The organism is Pseudomonas sp. BF-R-24 (genome assembly GCF_019947335.1).
Lineage (GTDB): Bacteria > Pseudomonadota > Gammaproteobacteria > Pseudomonadales > Pseudomonadaceae > Aquipseudomonas > Aquipseudomonas jessenii.
Map to the genome: position 1 here is coordinate 73,502 of NZ_JAGYGG010000005.1, position 16,898 is coordinate 90,399.

The following is a 16,898-nucleotide window of genomic DNA, read 5'->3' on the forward strand; positions in this document are numbered from 1 at the left end:
AAGCAAGAATGAGCCGTGGTGCGATGGCTGCACGGGCTTACTCGGCGCAGTCCTGCTCCTCAATGGTCTGGGTGTGGTTGGTGAATACACAGATGTCGCCGGCGATACCGAGGGCGGTTTCGACGATTTCCCGGGCTGACAGGTCGGTCTTTTTCAGCAGCGCGCTGGCCGCGGCCTGGGCGTAGGCGCCACCGGAACCCATGGCGATCAGGCCGTCTTCGGGCTCAACCACATCGCCGTTGCCGGTGATGATCAGGGAGGCGTCCTTGTTGGCGACCGCGAGCATGGCTTCAAGGCGGCTCAGGGAGCGGTCGGTGCGCCATTCTTTGGCGAGTTCGACGGCGGCGCGCACCAGGTGACCCTGGTGTTTTTCAAGCTGGCCTTCGAAGCGTTCGAAGAGGGTAAAGGCGTCAGCGGTGGCACCGGCAAAACCGGCGATGACCTGACCGTGGTACAGGCGGCGAACTTTTTTCGCGTTGCCTTTCATCACGGTATTACCAAGGGAAACCTGGCCGTCGCCGCCCATGACGACTTTGCCGTGGCGGCGAACTGAAACGATGGTGGTCAAGGGAAGAGTCTCCACGCAGCGGGGCGAAAATGCCTTATGCCCATTCATATGGGGGTGCTGGAGTGGATTTCAACTGTAGGACGCGGCGGGGGACGAGCGGTGTGAGTCAGATGGAGTCTGTGGTGTTTACCAGGGCGCCTTCGCGAGCAAGCCCGCTCCCACATTGGAATGCGGTCGAATGTGGGAGCGGGCTTGCTCGCGAAGAACGATGACGCGGTGTCTGGGGCAATCGATCAGCGGCTCTGGCGTTGTTGTAACAGCAGATTGCTGAAACCTGCGCCAGCCAGTTGCTTCTGCGCAGTGGTCAGTTGCTCACGGTTGCTGAACGGTCCGACCAATACCCGATACCAGGTTTCGTCCTTCACCGTCCCGGACTCAACCGCCACAGCCTGACCAAGCAGGATGATCTGCGCGCGAACCTTGTCCGCGTCAGCTTCTTTGCGGAACGAACCGGCCTGCAGGAAGAACTTGGTCACGGGCGCAGCCTTGACCGGTGGTGCAGGAGGCGGAGTAATCCCGGCCAAGGCAGCCTGGGCCCGTGCGGTGTCGATCTTCGCCGCTTCGGCCGGGGTGACCGGCGTGGTCGGGATGGCAGGCACTTGCGGCGTCGGCAGAGTTTTTTCCGGCACGGCATCCGGCGGCACGATGACTTCCGATTCCGGCAACAAGGTGTAGAAGTCGTACTTCGGCTTCACCGGTTGCGTCGGGCTCGGCGGGGTCTTGTTGGCCTCGGCGATCTTGCTGGCTTTCTGCTGTTGCTGTTGCTCGACCTTTTCACGCTTGACCGTGTCGCTGCCCTTGCCCGGCTCCAGTTTCATCAAAAACACAAGGAACGCACCGACCGTGAGGCCGATGACCATCCACAACCAACCCGGAATCGGTTGCTTTGCAGGAGCTTGGTAACGGCTGGCGCCACGCTTGGGTGCAGGTTTTTTCTTGGCAGCCAACTTACATACGCTCCAGAGTTTCCAGGCCCAAGAGTTCCAGGCCTTGCTTGAGGGTGCGTCCGGTCAGCGCGGCGAGGCGCAGGCGGCTCTGCATTTGTGCCGGGGTATCGGCGGCGAGGATCGGGCAGTTCTCGTAGAAGCTGGAGAACAGGCCGGCGACGTCGTACAGGTAAGTGCAAAGGATGTGCGGGGTGCCTTTTTCGGACACGTTGTTCAGGATTTCGCCAAACTGCGCGAGCTTCGCCGCCAGTTCATGTTCGTGTGCCGCTTCGAGGACGATCTGGCCGTCGACTTCACTGAAGTCCTTGCCGAGCTTGCGGAACACACCGGCCACGCGGGTGTAGGCGTACAGCAGGTACGGCGCGGTGTTGCCTTCGAAGTTGAGCATCAGGTCGAAGTTGAAGCTGTAGTCGCTGGTGCGGTGCTTGGACAGGTCGGCGTACTTCACTGCGCCGATGCCCACCACCTTGGCGATGTTGCGCAACTCGGCTTCGGCAAGTTCCGGGTTCTTGTCCTTGACCAGGGTGTAGGCGCGCTCCTGGGCTTCGGTCAGCAGGTCGATCAGCTTCACGGTGCCGCCATCACGGGTTTTGAACGGACGACCGTCCGCGCCGTTCATGGTGCCGAAGCCCATGTGTTCCATTTCCATCGGATGGGTCACGAAACCGGCCTTGCGCGCCACGGCGAACACTTGCTGGAAGTGCAGGGCCTGACGCTGGTCGACGAAGTACAGCGCACGATCGGCCTTGAGCTTGCCGCTGCGGTAGCGCACGGCCGCCAGGTCGGTGGTGGCGTAGAGGTAGCCGCCGTCAGCCTTGACGATGATCACCGGCAGCGGGTCGCCGTCGGCGTTCTTGAACTCGTCGAGAAACACGCACTGGGCGCCGTTGCTCTCGACCAGCATGCCAGCGGCCTTCAAGTCGTTGACCACGTTGATCAGGTCGTCGTTGTAGGCGCTTTCGCCCATCACGTCGGCCATGGTCAGTTTAACGTTGAGCAGTTCGTAGATCTTCTGGCAGTGGGACAGCGAGATGTCCTTGAACTTGGTCCACAGGGCCAGGCAATCGGCGTCGCCGGCCTGCAACTTGACCACCAGGCCACGGGCACGGTCGGCGAACTCTTCGGATTCGTCGAAGCGTTGCTTGGCGGCGCGGTAGAAGTTCTCCAGGTCCGACAGCTCGTCGCTGGTGATCGGGTTTTCCTGCAGGTAAGCCATCAGCATGCCGAACTGGGTGCCCCAGTCGCCGACGTGGTTCTGACGGATCACGGTGTCGCCGAGGAACTCCAGCACGCGGGCCACGCCGTCGCCGATGATGGTCGAGCGCAGGTGACCGACGTGCATCTCCTTGGCCAGGTTCGGCGCCGACAGGTCGACCACGGTGCGCTGCACCGGGCCGGCCTTGCGCACGCCGATGTGGGTGTCGGCCAGGGCCGCGTCCAGGCGTGCGGCCAGGGCGTCGGTGTTCTGGAAGAAGTTCAGGAAGCCCGGGCCGGCGATTTCGGTCTTGGCGACATTTTCGTCAGCCGGCAGGGCGGCGATGATTTTTTCCGCCAGGTCGCGGGGCTTCATGCCGGCGGGCTTGGCCAGCATCATGGCGATGTTGCTGGCGAAATCGCCGTTCTTCTTGTCGCGGGAGTTTTCCACCTGGATCGCCGGCGACAGGCCTTCAGGCAACACACCTTCGTTGACGAGTTGGGTGATGGCTTGTTGGATCAGCTGGCGAATGGTGTCTTTCATGGTCTTCTCTTTCGACCGCAGGCGCGGCGGCGCATCATGCGCTGGTGGAAAAACTGGGCATTATCCGTTGCGAAGACGGGCTTGCCAACCTTAGCAGGCAGGATGTGGATGTGTGGTGACAATTAGGGCCTCTTCGCGAGCAAGTCGAATCGTCGCACCGCCGCTCCCACAGGTTTTGAGGTGGATACAAAATTTAGTTCCACCCGAGAACCACTGTGGGAGCGGGCTTGCTCGCGAAAGCGATCTCAAAATCAATATAGATCTACGGGGTCGACATCCAAAGACCAACGCACCGCCCGCCCGCTCGGCATCTGCTCCAGCACCAGCAACCAACTGGCCAGCAATCGATGCAAGGGTGCTCGCGCCGTAGCCTGTACCAACAGCTGTGCACGATAACGCCCGGCCCGGCGCTCCATCGGTGCCGGGACCGGTCCCAATAACTCGATCCCGGTCAGATTCTGCTCGGCCAGCAAACGCTCCGCCTCGCTGCAAGCCTCATCCAGGAAGCCTTCGGCCTGACCCGGTTTATGCGCCTCGGCCCGCAGCAGCGCCAGGTGCGCAAACGGCGGCAGTCCGGCCGCGCGGCGTTCGCTCAAGGCCTGTTCGGCAAAGGCGAAATAGCCTTGCTCGGTCAATTGCACCAGCAGCGGGTGGTCGGCCAGGTGCGTCTGGATAATCACCTTGCCCGGCTCTTCGGCGCGACCTGCGCGGCCGGCGACCTGCACGATCAATTGAGCCATGCGCTCGCTGGCGCGGAAGTCGCCGGAGAACAGGCCGCCGTCGGCGTCGAGGATCGACACCAGCGTCACCCGTGGAAAGTGGTGACCTTTGGCAAGCATCTGCGTGCCGATCAGGATGCACGGCTGGCCTTTTTGAATGGTCGCGAACAACTGGTTCATCGCATCCTTGCGCGATGTGCTGTCGCGGTCGACCCGCAGCACCGGATAGTCCGGGAACAGAATCGCCAGGCGCTCCTCGGCCCGTTCGGTGCCGGCGCCAACGGGGCGCAGATCGACCTTGTTGCACTTCGGGCACTGGCGCGGCACGCGTTCGACGTAGCCGCAATGGTGGCAGCGCAACTCGCCGTAACGCTGGTGCACGGTCATTCGCGCGTCACAGCGCTGGCACTCGGACATCCAGCCACAGTCATGACACAGCAGGGTCGGGGCGAAGCCGCGGCGGTTGAGGAACACCAGGACTTGCTGTCCGGCGGCCAGAGTCTGGCCGATGGCTTGTTGCATCGGCCCGGAAATGCCGCTGTCCAGCGGGCGGCTTTTCACGTCCAGACGCAGGAAGCGCGGTTGTTTGGCGCCGCCGGCTCGCTCGTTCAAGCGCAGTAGCCCGTAGCGGCCGGTGTAGGCGTTGTGCAGGCTTTCCAGCGAAGGGGTGGCGGAACCGAGGACGATCGGGATGTTTTCCTGTCGCGCCCGCACCAATGCCAGATCACGGGCGTGGTAGCGCAAACCTTCCTGCTGTTTATAGGAGCCGTCGTGCTCTTCGTCGATGATGATCAGGCCGGGGTTCTTCATCGGTGTGAACAGGGCCGAGCGGGTGCCGATAATGATGTCGGCCTCACCGTCCCGCGCGGCCAGCCAGGCCTCGAGGCGTTCGCGGTCATTGACCGCCGAATGGATCAGCGCGATACGGGCATTGAAACGCTGTTCGAAGCGCGCCAGGGTCTGCGGGCCGAGGTTGATTTCCGGGATCAGCACCAGCGCCTGCTTGCCGGCCTCGAGGGTTTCGCGGATCAACTGCAGATAGACTTCGGTCTTGCCGCTGCCGGTGACGCCGGCCAGCAGGAACGCGTGATAACTGTCGAAGCCGGCGCGAATCGCCTCATAGGCGGCGCGCTGCTCCGGGTTTAGGGGGAGTTCCGGTTGCGCCAGCCAGTGTTCGTGGCGTGCGCCCGGGGCGTGCCGGCGGATCTCGACCTGCACCAGGTCCTTGGCCAGCAGCAAATCCAGGCTGTCCTTGCTCAGCATCAGTTTGCTCAGCAATTGATGGGCGACGCCATGGGGATGTTGGGCCAGCGTGGCCAGGGCTTCACGCTGGCGCGGGGCGCGGGCGATGCGCGGATCGTCGAGGCTGGCCCCAGGGGCGGCGGACCAGAAGCGCTCCTGGCGTGCTTCGGCTAATTCACCCTGGCGCAGTAAAACCGGCAGCGCCCAGCTCAAGGTGTCGCCGAGGCTGTGCTGGTAATACTGGGACGTCCACAGGCACAGCTTGAACAGCGCGGGCGGCAGCGGTGGCGTAGCGTCGAGCAGGGCCAGGGCCGGCTTGAGTTTCTCGACCGGCACTTCGCTGGTGTCGGTGACTTCCACCAGAATACCGATCATCTCCCGTCGGCCGAACGGTACCCGCAGGCGCATGCCGGGGTGCAACTGGGCGCGCAGGACGCCGGCCGGAGCGCGGTAGTCGAACAGGCGGCGCAGCGGCGAAGGCAGGGCGAGGCGCAAAATGGCGTCGGGCACGCGGGGGGATCTCGATTAGCAGGCAACAAAAGAAGGGGTGGACGCAGATCAATTGTGGGAGCGGGCTTGCTCGCGAAGAAGGAGTGTCAGTCAACGCATTTATCGCCTGACACACCGCTTTCGCGAGCAAGCCCGCTCCCACATGGGAATGCGCTTGAGGCCGGGAGCCTAGCAGACGGTCGGTCTCAGGGACAGCTTGCGTGATTGGCATTGTCTGGTAGAATCCGCGGCCTAATTACGTGCGGTATTCAACAATAGTGTTGGGTGGCGGCACGCTAGCCTGAGGAAGACACCATGAAAGCTGATATCCATCCAGAATACCCAGCAGTTGCTGTTACCTGCAGCTGCGGCAACAAGTTCGAAACCCGTTCGACCTTCGGCAAAGCCCTGGCGATCGACGTTTGCAACGAATGCCACCCGTTCTACACCGGTAAGCAGAAGACTCTGGACACTGGCGGCCGCGTACAGCGCTTCGCCGACCGTTTCGGTGCTTTCGGCGCGAAAAAGGCCTAAGGCCAATCAACTTGGGAAGCCGTTCCGGTTTTTCCATGCTGATGAAAAAGGCGTCCCTCGCGGGCGCCTTTTTTATGTCCGCGATTTGGCTATCCGGCGCCCAGGCATTTTGCCCTGCACCCAGCGGCCTGGCGCCCGTCGCGGTGCAGCGGGTGGTGGACGGCGACACCCTGCGCCTGAGCGATGGCCGCAGTGTGCGCATGATCGGCTTGAACACGCCGGAGCTGGGCAAGAATGGCCGTTCCGACGAACCGTTCGCCGTGGTCGCGCGCAAGCGACTCGAAGCCTTGGTGGCGGCGAGTGACGGGCAAGTTGGTTTGCTGCCTGGCAAAGAAGGCAAGGACCATTACGGCCGCACCCTGGCTCATGTCTACGGTGCCAATGGCGCCAACCTCGAAGCGCAAATGCTCGCCGAAGGCCTGGGTTTTCAGGTGGCCGTGGCGCCGAATGTCGATCTGGTCGCCTGTCAGCAAGCTGCAGAAACCAGCGCTCGACAGGCCGGGCTCGGTGTATGGCGCCAGTCGCCTGTACTGAAGGCGGAGCAGATCAGCACTTCCGGTTTCGCCGTGCTCAGCGGTCGTGTGAGCAAGGTTCAACGCAATCGTGGCGGGGTTTGGATCGAGTTACAGGATTCGGTTGTATTGCGCGTTGCACCCAATCTGTTGGGGCGGTTTGATGCGGCCTTGCTGGAAAGGCTCGAAGGCAAGCAGATCGAGGCGCGCGGTTGGGTGCTGGATCGTTCGCGACGTGGCGGACTGAAAGAAGGTCAGGCGCGCTGGATGTTGCCCTTGACCGACCCGGCGATGTTTCAAGTCGTGCAGTGATAAAAAATTGTAGACATTTTTTGCGCTGATTGTGAACAGTCTAACCCTTGTATGCCGTGGCTCTTGGCCCAAAGTCGTAGGGCCGGGCGCTTGACAGGGGTGACCAGTCAGTCTTGTGGGGACTTTGCGAGGCGCGTATCCTCGCTGACCAGTCTGTCCAACAGTAAAAAGCGGAATGCCAAAATGTCTGATCTGAAAACTGCCGCTCTCGAATATCACGCCAATCCTCGTCCAGGGAAGCTGAGTGTCGAGCTCACCAAGGCCACTGCTACCGCTCGCGACCTGTCGCTGGCCTACAGCCCGGGCGTAGCCGAACCAGTACGCGAGATCGCCCGCGATCCTGAACTGGCCTACAAGTACACCGGCAAAGGCAACCTGGTTGCAGTCATTTCCGATGGCACCGCGATTCTCGGTCTGGGTAACCTCGGCCCATTGGCTTCCAAGCCAGTGATGGAAGGCAAAGGCGTACTGTTCAAGCGCTTCGCCGGCATCGACGTTTTCGACATCGAAGTCGACTCTGAAAGCCCGCAAGCCTTCATCGACACCGTCAAGCGCATCTCCATCACCTTCGGTGGCATCAACCTGGAAGACATCAAGGCACCAGAGTGCTTTGAAATCGAGCGCGCTCTGATCGAGCAGTGCGATATTCCGGTATTCCACGATGACCAGCACGGCACCGCTATCGTGACCGCCGCCGGCATGATCAACGCCCTGGAAATCGCTGGCAAAACCCTGCCGGAAGCCAAGATCGTCTGCCTGGGTGCCGGCGCTGCCGCCATCTCCTGCATGAAGTTGCTGGTGAGCATGGGCGCCAACATCGAAAACATCTACATGGTCGACCGTACCGGCGTGATCCACTCCGGCCGTGACGACCTGAACCAGTACAAGGCGGTGTTCGCTCACGCGACCGACAAGCGCACCCTGGCTGACGCCCTGCAAGGCGCTGACGTGTTCGTAGGCCTGTCCGGCCCGAACCTGCTGAGCGCTGAAGGCCTGCTGTCCATGGCGCCTAACCCGATCGTGTTCGCCTGCTCGAACCCTGATCCGGAAATCTCCCCGGAGCTGGCGCACGCTACCCGTAGCGACGTGATCATGGCCACCGGTCGTTCCGACTACCCGAACCAGGTCAACAACGTACTGGGCTTCCCGTTCATCTTCCGCGGTGCCCTGGACGTTCGCGCCAAGCGCATCAACGAAGAAATGAAAGTAGCTGCGGCCAACGCCCTGCGTGAACTGGCCAAGCTGCCGGTACCTCAGGAAGTGTGCGACGCCTACGGCGGCATCAAGCTGGAATTCGGTCGTGAGTACATCATTCCGAAGCCAATGGATGCCCGTCTGATCACCCTGATCTCCGATGCCGTGGCCAAAGCTGCCATCGAGACCGGCGTGGCGACCCTGCCGTATCCGAAGAACTACCCGCTCAAAAGCGTGGATGACGTGTTCAACGGCTAAGCCGTTGTAGCGCTTCAACGAAAAGCCCCGGCTTGTGAGAGTCGGGGCTTTTTTGTGCCTGAAGGTTTTGTGGGGTTTCTGATGGCCTCTTCGCGAGCAAGCCCGCTCCCACATTGGACGAGGGTGAGTACAGGTTTTGTGTTCGCCTCCAATCCTGTGGGAGCGGGCTTGCTCGCGAAGAGGCCGGGTCGGCCAACATCAAAGCCGGCAGGCAATAAAAAGCCCCGCTCTTCTCTCGAAGGCAGGGCGTTTTAATATTGCCGTGATCAGAACAAATCGATCGGCGCCGCTTCATCCGCCGGCAGCGGGCTGCCAGGTGCCAGACCGTTGCCCAGCTCGTTCCCGGACGGTGGCGTATCTTCGACCTTGAACAGTTCAAAGTAGGCCCCCGGGGTGCCCGGGCTGGCCGCGCGACCGCTGATCGGATCGACTCGCAGGCTGAGGATGCCTTCGGGCTCCGGTTGAGTATGCGGTGGTTTGCCTTTGAGCGCGGCGCCCATGTAGTTCATCCAGATCGGCAGCGCGACGGTGCCGCCGAATTCCTTGCGACCCAGGCTTTCCGGTTGATCGAAGCCGGTCCACACGGTCGTCACGTAATCGGCGTTGTAGCCGGAGAACCAGGCGTCCTTGGATTCGTTGGTCGTACCGGTCTTGCCGGCAATGTCAGGGCGGCCCAGGGCGAGCGCGCGGCGACCGGTGCCGAGCTTGATTACATCCTCAAGCATGCTGTTGAGGATGTACGTGGTGCGCCCATCAACGATGCGTTCGGCCACGGCGGGTGCTTGTGGTGTCGGCGTAGTGCCCGGTGCCTCGCCCGGCGTTGCGTTGACCGTGAAGGCTTGGGCGGTAGGCACGGCAATGCCATCGCTGGCAGCGCCGCCCTGAGGCACGCTCGGCGGGTTGGCGACGAACAGGGTGTCGCCGTTGCGGCTTTCGATCTTGTCGATGATGTACGGGGTGATCTTGTAGCCGCCGTTGGCGAAGGCGCTCCAGCCGGTGGCGATTTCCATTGGCGTCAGGGTCGCGGTGCCCAGCGCCAGGGACAGGTTGGGTGGCAGGTCCTGTTTGTTGAAGCCGAAGCGCGTGATGTAGTCGATGGTCTTGCCGACGCCCATCGCTTGCAGCAAGCGGATCGACACCAGGTTGCGCGACTTGTACAGCGCTTCACGCAGGCGAATCGGGCCGAGGAAGGTGTTGGTGTCGTTCTTCGGGCGCCAGACCTTGTCCAGGTACTCGTCGACGAACACGATCGGTGCGTCGTTCACCAGGCTGGAGGCGGTGTAGCCGCTATCCAGTGCGGCGGCGTAGACGAACGGTTTGAAGCTCGAGCCCGGCTGGCGCTTGGCCTGCAATGCGCGGTTGTAGTTGCTCTGTTCGAAGGCGAAGCCGCCCACCAGCGAACGAATGGCGCCGTTCTGCGGGTCCAGGGACACCAGGGCGCCCTGGGCCTGCGGGATCTGGCTGAACTTCAGCGAATTGTCCGGCTGACGCTGCACGCGAATCAGATCGCCGACCTGGGCCACGTCCGACGGTTGTTTTGGGTTGGCGCCCATGCTGTTGGTGTTCAGGAACGGCCGGGCCCACTTCATGGTGTCCCAGTTCACGTGTTCCTGGCCGGTGCGGGTCAGCACCTGCAGGCCGGTCTTGTCGACCTGGGTCACGATGGCCGGTTCCAGGCCGCTGATGATGCGTTGTTTGGTCAGCTCGGTTGCCCAGGCCTCGCGGGTCTTGCCCGGCAGCCGCGACTCTGGCCCGCGATAGCCGTGACGCTGATCGTAGGTCATCAGGCCTTCGTGGACCGCGGTGTTGGCCAGCTCCTGGAGGTCGCTCGGTACCGTGGTCGTGACGCGGAAGCCTTCGGTATACGCGTCGCTACCGTAACGCCCGACCATTTCGGCACGGGCCATTTCGGCGATGTACGGGGCGTTCACTTCCGGGGTCGGCACGTGATAGCTGGCGTTCAGTGGCTCGTTGACTGCAGTGGTGTAGTCGGCCTCGCTGATTTTTCCGAGCTTGTACATGCGCCCCAGGATCCAGTCGCGACGCTCCTTGCTGCGCGCCGGGTTGGCCAGCGGGTTGAAGCGCGACGGCGCCTTGGGCAGGCCGGCGATCATCGCCATCTGCGCCAGGCTGACATCGCGAATCGATTTGCCGTAATAGACCTGCGCCGCCGCCTCGATGCCGTAGGCGCGGTTACCCAGATAGATCTTGTTGACGTACAGCTCGAGGATCTCGTCCTTGGTCAGCTGCTGTTCGATCTGCAGGGCCAGCAGGATCTCGGTGGTCTTGCGTGAAAAGCTGCGTTCGCTGGTCAGGAAGAAGTTCTTCGCCACCTGCATGGTGATCGTGCTGCCGCCGGACTGGATGTGTCCGCTTTTGACCAGTTGGGTCGCGGCACGCATCAGGCTGCTCGGATCGACGCCGTAGTGGTTGGCGAAATTGTCGTCTTCAGCACTTAGTAACGCATTGATGAAATTGGGGGGAATGTCGGCGAAACGGATCGGTGTACGGCGCATTTCGCCAAATTCTGCGATCAACTTGTTATCGCTGCTGTAGACCCGCAAAGGGATCTGCAACTGGATGCTTCTCAGCGCCTCCACGGACGGTAGTCCGGGACTAAGGTAAAGGTACGCCCCGCTCAGACCCAGAAGGAGTCCGCAGAAAACCGCGACGATGGACCAACCGAAAAACTTCAGCAGACGAATCAAGGCTTTTGGATATCCAGGGTAAAAAATGAATTGGGCAACAGGGTTCAGGCTAAACGAGAACGACCCGCGCTTGAGCAAAAAGCGGAAAAAAAACGCTGGGCATTATAAGCATTTTTCTGATCGGGAGCGTGGCTGGCGCTGCTGTCAAGACGGGTGGATTGAACGCAATGGACATTGCAGAGTCCGTAACTCACGGAAAGTCATAGGGAATTGGTAGTGCCAGGACTCTTCAAGAAAAAATCCAATACGCTGCTGGGAATCGACATCAGTTCCACCTCGGTGAAACTTCTTGAGTTGAGCCGTCAGGGTGAGCGCTACCGGGTCGAGGCCTATGCGGTCGAACCATTGCCGGTCGGCGCGGTGATCGAAAAGAATATCGCCGAGCTCGAAGGTGTGGGGCTGGCCCTCACTCGCGCGCTGGCCAAGGCCAGAACCGCCCTCAAGAACGTGGCCGTGGCCGTGGCGGGCTCAGCGGTGATCACCAAGACCATCGAGATGGATGCCGGTCTTTGCGAAGACGAAATGGAAAACCAGCTGAAAATCGAGGCTGACCAGTACATTCCTTATCCCCTGGACGAAGTCGCGATCGACTTTGAAGTCCAGGGCACCTCCGGGCGTAATCCCGAGCGCGTCAACGTGCTGCTCGCCGCTTGTCGCAAGGAAAACGTCGAAGTCCGCGAGGCCGCCCTGGCCCTGGCGGGGCTGACCGCCCGCGTGGTCGATGTCGAGGCCTACGCGCTGGAGCGTTCATTCGAACTTCTGGCCAGTCGATTCGCGGTTTCCGAGAAACCTTTGACGGTCGCAGTGGTGGACATCGGCGCCACCATGACCACCCTGAGCGTGCTGCACAACGGGCGGATTATCTACACCCGCGAACAGCTGTTCGGCGGTCGGCAACTGACCGAGGAAATCCAGCGTCGCTACGGCCTGACGCTGGAGCAGGCGGGGCTGGCGCAAAAGAAGGGCGGGTTGCCGGATGACTATGCCGCTGAGGTCTTGCAGCCATTTCGAGAGGCGCTGGTGCAGCAGGTGTCGCGCTCGTTGCACTTCTTCCTTGCTTCCGGCCAGTACAGCGCCGTCGATCATGTCCTGCTGGCCGGCGGTACGGCGTCGATCCCGGGGCTGGACCGTTTGATCGAGCAGCAATTGGGCACGCCGACCCAGGTCGCGAACCCGTTTTGCGAAATGACTCTGGGCAGCAAGGTCAATGGCGCTGCCCTGGCGAGTGATGCCCCGGCGTTGATGATCGCCTGCGGTCTGGCCCTCAGGAGCTTCGACTGATGGCACGGATCAACCTTTTACCCTGGCGCGAGGAGCGGCGTGAAGTCCGCCGCAAGCGCTTCCTGCTGATCCTGGTGGCGGCAATGGTGGGCGCGATGGGGGCGGTGCTGGTCGCGAACCGGGTCATTAGCGGTGCCATCGACCAGCAAGTCGCCCGTAACGATTACATCGGCAAGCAAGTCGCCGTGGTCGATGAGCGAATCAGCCAGATCAATGATCTCAAGGCGCGCCGTCAGCAATTGGTCGAGCGCATGGCTGTCATCCAGGGCCTGCAAGGCAATCGCCAAATCAGCGGGCGAATATTTGACCAGTTGGCGCGAGCCCTGCCCGACGGCGTGTATTTCACCGAAGTGAAAATGACCGCAAAGACCTTGTCCATCACCGGTGCCGCGCAATCCAACAACCGCGTTTCAGAATTGATGCGCAACCTCGAGGCATCAGACTGGTTCGATGCGCCGAGCCTGACCGAAGTCAAGGCCACGGCTGCCGGCCAGTTGGAGCAGGCAAACGTCTTCCAGTTGACCGTCCGCCAGACTCAACCCGCAACACCGGAGGGGGGCAAATGAGTCTGTCCGAATGGTTCGAAGGGCTGCGCAAAATCGACATCAATGATCTGGATACCAGCAACATGGGCGCCTGGCCGCCGGCGATCAAGTGTCTGGTGACTGCTTTGCTCGTGCTTCTGGTGCCGGCCTTTAGCTATAACTTTTCCACCAGCGACCTTGTGAGCCAGCTCGATCTCAAGCGCGAGGAAGAGTCGACACTCAAGGAGCAGTTCGCCAGCAAGGCCCGCATGGCGGCGAACCTGGATCTCTATACCCGGCAGTTGAAAGAGATGGAGAACACCTTCGTCGTGCTGTTGCGGCAACTGCCCAGCGATACCGAAGTGCCCGGCTTGCTCGAAGACATCACGCGTACGGGCCTCGGCAGTGGCCTGGAGTTCGAAGAGATCAAGTTGCTGCCGGAGGTGGCCCAGCCGTTCTACATCGAACTGCCGATCCAGATCACGGTCACCGGGGATTACCACGACCTGGCCACCTTCGTCAGTGGTGTGGCCGGGTTGCCGCGAATCGTTACCTTGCACGATTTCGATCTGGCTCCTGTCAGCCCTGAGGGTGGTCCGAAACTGCGCTTGACCATCCTCGCCAAGACCTACCGTTACAACGACAAGGGACAGCATCAATGAGCCCGGCACGTTGTTTTTCGGTGGTGGTGTTGCTGGCTGCCCTGTCCGGTTGTGGAGGGGGCGATGACTACACCGATCTGGACGCATACATGAACGAAATGCGCCTGCTAGGGCCAGGGAAGATTGAACCAACGCCAGTATTCCAGTCTTACCCTGCATTCACTTACAACGCGGCGAATCTGCGCAGCCCGTTTTCGCCGCAGATCAGCACTGATCTGGCGGCCCGGCGGCGGGGTTCGGGTAACGTCAAACCCGACCCGGGTCGGGTCAAGCAATACCTCGAAGGCTTCAACATCGAGCAGTTTGAAATGGTCGGCACCCTTTCCAATGCAACGGGCTCCTATGCCCTGCTGCGCGGGGCGGGTGGGGTGCACCGGCTGAAAGTCGGCGATTACCTGGGGCGTAACCACGGACGGATCGTTGCGATCAGTGGCTCTCAAGTCGATATGGTTGAAATTGTCCCTGATGGTCAGGGTGCGTGGCTGGAGCGTCCCCGGACCATCCCTTTGAAAGAGCACTCATAGTGGAACTCCAATAATGAACAGGATTCTTTCCACCGTCGGCCTTTCGCTATGGATAGCGTTGTTGTCGCCGATGGTACAAGCGGCCAATCTCAAGGCGCTGGATGTCGCAGCGCTGCCGGGTGACCGTGTCGAGTTGAAGTTGTCGTTCGATGCGCCGCCCCCGGTGCCCCACGGCTACACGACGGATTCGCCAGCCCGGATTGCCCTGGATTTGCCGGGTGTCGCCAGTCAGCTGGCGAGCAAGACTCACGATCTCGGCAGTGGAAATGCCCGAAGTGCGACGGTGGTGGAGGCCCGGGACCGTACGCGATTGATCATCAACCTGACCCAGCCGGCCCCGTACGACTCGCGAATAGAAGGTAACAATCTGCTGGTCGTTGTCGGGCAGGGAGTCAAACCGTCGACATCCAGGCCGGCGGCCGCAGCAACGCCGGTTCCGGCACGAGCCGTCGCGACGGCAGGCAAGGCCATTCGGGGTGTGGATTTCCAGCGGGGAACCCAGGGCGAAGGCAACGTGGTGATCGACTTGTCGGATCCATCGATTGCCCCCGACATACAAGAGCGCGAAGGCAGGATCATCGTCGGATTTGCCAAAACCTTATTGCCCGAGCGATTGCGCGTGCGTCTGGACGTGAAGGATTTCGCCACGCCCGTGCAGTTCGTCAACGCCAGCGCGAGCGGCGATCGAGCCACCATCAGCATTGAACCCGGCGGCACGTTCGATTACTCGACCTATCAGACTGACAATAAGCTCACGGTCAGCGTTCGCCCGGCGACGGTCGACGAACTGCAAAAACGCAATGCCGGGCAACAGGCCTACAGTGGCGAGAAGCTATCGCTGAACTTCCAGGACATCGATGTGCGCTCGGTGCTGCAACTGATCGCCGACTTCACCAACCTCAATCTGGTGGCCAGCGACACGGTCCAGGGGGGAATTACCCTGCGCTTGCAGAACGTGCCGTGGGATCAGGCGCTGGATCTGGTGCTGAAAACCAAGGGGCTGGACAAGCGCAAGGTCGGCAATGTCCTGCTGGTTGCGCCGGCCGATGAAATTGCTGCCCGTGAGCGTCAGGAGCTCGAATCGCAGAAGCAGATTGCCGATCTGGCGCCGTTGCGTCGGGAGCTGTTGCAGGTCAATTACGCCAAGGCGGCGGATATCGCCAAGCTCTTCCAGTCGGTGACCAGTGCCGAAGCGAAACCCGACGAACGGGGATCAATCACCGTCGATGAACGCACCAACAACATCATTGCCTACCAGACCCAGGACCGGCTGGATGAGCTGCGCAGGATCGTCACGCAGCTGGATATCCCTGTGCGTCAGGTGATGATCGAGGCGCGCATTGTCGAAGCCAACGTCGACTATGACAAAAGCCTCGGGGTGCGCTGGGGTGGTTCGATACAGAACAAGGGCAACTGGAACACCTCCGGCGTCAGCAATGGACTCAATGGGTCATCGACCATTGGCACGCCCGGCAGTACCAGCACCAACTCACCGTTCGTCGACATGGGCGTAGCCAACAACACCTCGGGAATCGGCATCGCCTTCATCACCGATAACGTCTTGCTGGACCTGGAGCTGACGGCCATGGAGAAAACCGGCAACGGGGAAATCGTCTCGCAGCCCAAGGTGGTCACGTCCGACAAGGAAACCGCCAAAATCCTCAAGGGCACGGAAATTCCCTATCAGGAAGCCAGCTCCAGTGGCGCGACTTCGGTGTCGTTCAAGGAGGCTTCGCTGTCGCTGGAAGTGACACCGCAGATCACGCCCGACAACCGGATCATCATGGAAGTCAAGGTGACCAAGGACGAACCGGACTACCTGAACAAGGTTCAGGATGTACCCCCCATCAAGAAAAACGAAGTCAACGCCAAGGTCCTGGTCAACGATGGCGAGACCATCGTCATTGGTGGTGTTTTCTCAAATACTCAGAGCAAGGTTGTAGATAAGGTGCCATTTCTTGGCGATGTGCCGTATCTTGGCCGCCTTTTCCGGCGTGATGTGGTTTCGGAGAAAAAATCCGAGCTGTTGGTATTCCTCACTCCGCGTATCATGAATAATCGGGCGATTGCTGTGAGTCATTGATTCTGTGCGAAATTTGATTCTTGTTGGACCGATGGGTGCTGGAAAAAGCACCATCGGCCGGTTGCTGGCCAAAGAGCTGCGCCTGCCATTCAAAGATTCCGATAAGGAAATTGAATTGCGCACGGGCGCCAATATCCCTTGGATCTTCGATAAGGAAGGCGAACCGGGTTTTCGTGATCGCGAGCAGGCAATGATTGCCGAGCTGTGCGATTGCGACGGTGTGGTGCTGGCGACAGGCGGGGGCGCGGTCATGCGCGAAGCCAATCGTCGGGCACTGCATGCCGGTGGGCGGGTGGTTTATCTGCATGCGTCAGTCGAGCAGCAGGTCGGCCGCACGTCCCGCGACCGTAATCGGCCATTGCTGCGCACCGCCGATCCGGCCAAGACCCTGCGGGATCTGCTGGCGATCCGCGATCCGCTTTATCGGGAAATTGCCGACCTGGTGGTCGAAACCGATGAGCGGCCGCCACGAATGGTCGTACTCGACATTCTAGAGCGTCTGCAGCAGTTGCCACCCCGTTAAAGCGCCGCGCGAAATGCGCTATCCTCGGCGTCCCGCCATGACCGTTCGAGGTTGTGGCGGATGGCTACCGAACGGCGTCA

14 protein-coding genes are annotated in these 16,898 nt (G+C 61.1%); 9 read left to right on the forward strand and 5 right to left on the reverse strand.

Features of this window, described 5'->3' with window-relative positions:
- Window positions 1-37 precede the first annotated feature (37 nt).
- The 4 genes from hslV to KGA98_RS05765 form a co-directional block, all read right to left on the reverse strand.
- Window positions 38-568: an ATP-dependent protease subunit HslV gene (gene hslV, locus KGA98_RS05750; protein ID WP_007975582.1), complete on the reverse strand. Its 531-nt coding sequence runs from the start codon at window positions 566-568 to the stop codon at window positions 38-40.
- 233 nt (window positions 569-801) lie between these two features.
- Window positions 802-1,515 carry an SPOR domain-containing protein gene (locus KGA98_RS05755; RefSeq protein ID WP_223501805.1) on the reverse strand — a complete coding sequence of 238 codons (714 nt, stop codon included), beginning with the start codon at window positions 1,513-1,515 and terminating at the stop codon, window positions 802-804.
- A gap of 1 nt (window position 1,516) precedes the next feature.
- Window positions 1,517-3,253, reverse strand: a complete 1,737-nt coding sequence (gene argS, locus KGA98_RS05760) for an arginine--tRNA ligase (protein WP_223501807.1) — start codon at window positions 3,251-3,253, stop codon at window positions 1,517-1,519.
- Between the two features lie 251 nt (window positions 3,254-3,504).
- Window positions 3,505-5,724 carry a primosomal protein N' gene (locus tag KGA98_RS05765; RefSeq protein WP_090452665.1) on the reverse strand — a complete coding sequence of 740 codons (2,220 nt, stop codon included), beginning with the start codon at window positions 5,722-5,724 and terminating at the stop codon, window positions 3,505-3,507.
- Window positions 5,725-6,018: 294 nt separating this feature from the next.
- Between KGA98_RS05765 and rpmE the strand changes: the two genes are divergently transcribed.
- From rpmE to KGA98_RS05780, 3 genes are all read left to right on the forward strand, one after another.
- Window positions 6,019-6,237 carry a 50S ribosomal protein L31 gene (gene rpmE / locus KGA98_RS05770; RefSeq protein ID WP_008047849.1) on the forward strand — a complete coding sequence of 73 codons (219 nt, stop codon included), beginning with the start codon at window positions 6,019-6,021 and terminating at the stop codon, window positions 6,235-6,237.
- A gap of 35 nt (window positions 6,238-6,272) precedes the next feature.
- Window positions 6,273-7,061 carry a thermonuclease family protein gene (locus tag KGA98_RS05775; protein ID WP_223501809.1) on the forward strand — a complete coding sequence of 263 codons (789 nt, stop codon included), beginning with the start codon at window positions 6,273-6,275 and terminating at the stop codon, window positions 7,059-7,061.
- 183 nt (window positions 7,062-7,244) lie between these two features.
- Entirely contained in the window at window positions 7,245-8,513 is a 1,269-nt protein-coding gene (locus KGA98_RS05780; protein ID WP_008047852.1) for a malic enzyme-like NAD(P)-binding protein, read from the forward strand.
- 266 nt (window positions 8,514-8,779) lie between these two features.
- Here KGA98_RS05780 and KGA98_RS05785 read toward each other — a convergent pair whose 3' ends face one another.
- Complete coding sequence (locus KGA98_RS05785; RefSeq protein ID WP_411736655.1) at window positions 8,780-11,218, reverse strand: penicillin-binding protein 1A; 2,439 nt, start codon at window positions 11,216-11,218, stop codon at window positions 8,780-8,782.
- 219 nt (window positions 11,219-11,437) lie between these two features.
- On the opposite strand from KGA98_RS05785, the gene KGA98_RS05790 reads away from it, so the two are divergent.
- The 6 genes from KGA98_RS05790 to aroK are packed head-to-tail and all read left to right on the forward strand — an operon-like array spanning window position 11,438 to window position 16,818.
- Complete coding sequence (locus KGA98_RS05790) at window positions 11,438-12,502, forward strand: pilus assembly protein PilM (RefSeq protein WP_223501813.1); 1,065 nt, start codon at window positions 11,438-11,440, stop codon at window positions 12,500-12,502.
- Window positions 12,502-13,068 carry a PilN domain-containing protein gene (locus KGA98_RS05795; RefSeq protein WP_223501816.1) on the forward strand — a complete coding sequence of 189 codons (567 nt, stop codon included), beginning with the start codon at window positions 12,502-12,504 and terminating at the stop codon, window positions 13,066-13,068. Before KGA98_RS05790 ends, KGA98_RS05795 begins: the two co-directional genes overlap by 1 nt.
- On the forward strand, window positions 13,065-13,688 hold the full coding sequence (locus KGA98_RS05800) for a type 4a pilus biogenesis protein PilO (RefSeq protein WP_223501817.1): 624 nt from the start codon (window positions 13,065-13,067) through the stop codon (window positions 13,686-13,688). The genes KGA98_RS05795 and KGA98_RS05800 overlap by 4 nt, the downstream gene beginning before the upstream one ends.
- Complete coding sequence (locus KGA98_RS05805; RefSeq protein WP_223501818.1) at window positions 13,685-14,212, forward strand: pilus assembly protein PilP; 528 nt, start codon at window positions 13,685-13,687, stop codon at window positions 14,210-14,212. The genes KGA98_RS05800 and KGA98_RS05805 overlap by 4 nt, the downstream gene beginning before the upstream one ends.
- 13 nt (window positions 14,213-14,225) lie before the next feature.
- Entirely contained in the window at window positions 14,226-16,295 is a 2,070-nt protein-coding gene (gene pilQ / locus KGA98_RS05810; protein WP_218495245.1) for a type IV pilus secretin PilQ, read from the forward strand.
- Between the two features lie 4 nt (window positions 16,296-16,299).
- The gene (aroK, locus tag KGA98_RS05815; protein WP_057712350.1) at window positions 16,300-16,818 is read left to right on the forward strand and encodes a shikimate kinase AroK; all 519 of its coding nucleotides are present in this window, start codon (window positions 16,300-16,302) and stop codon (window positions 16,816-16,818) included.
- The last annotated feature ends 80 nt before the right edge of the window (window positions 16,819-16,898 follow it).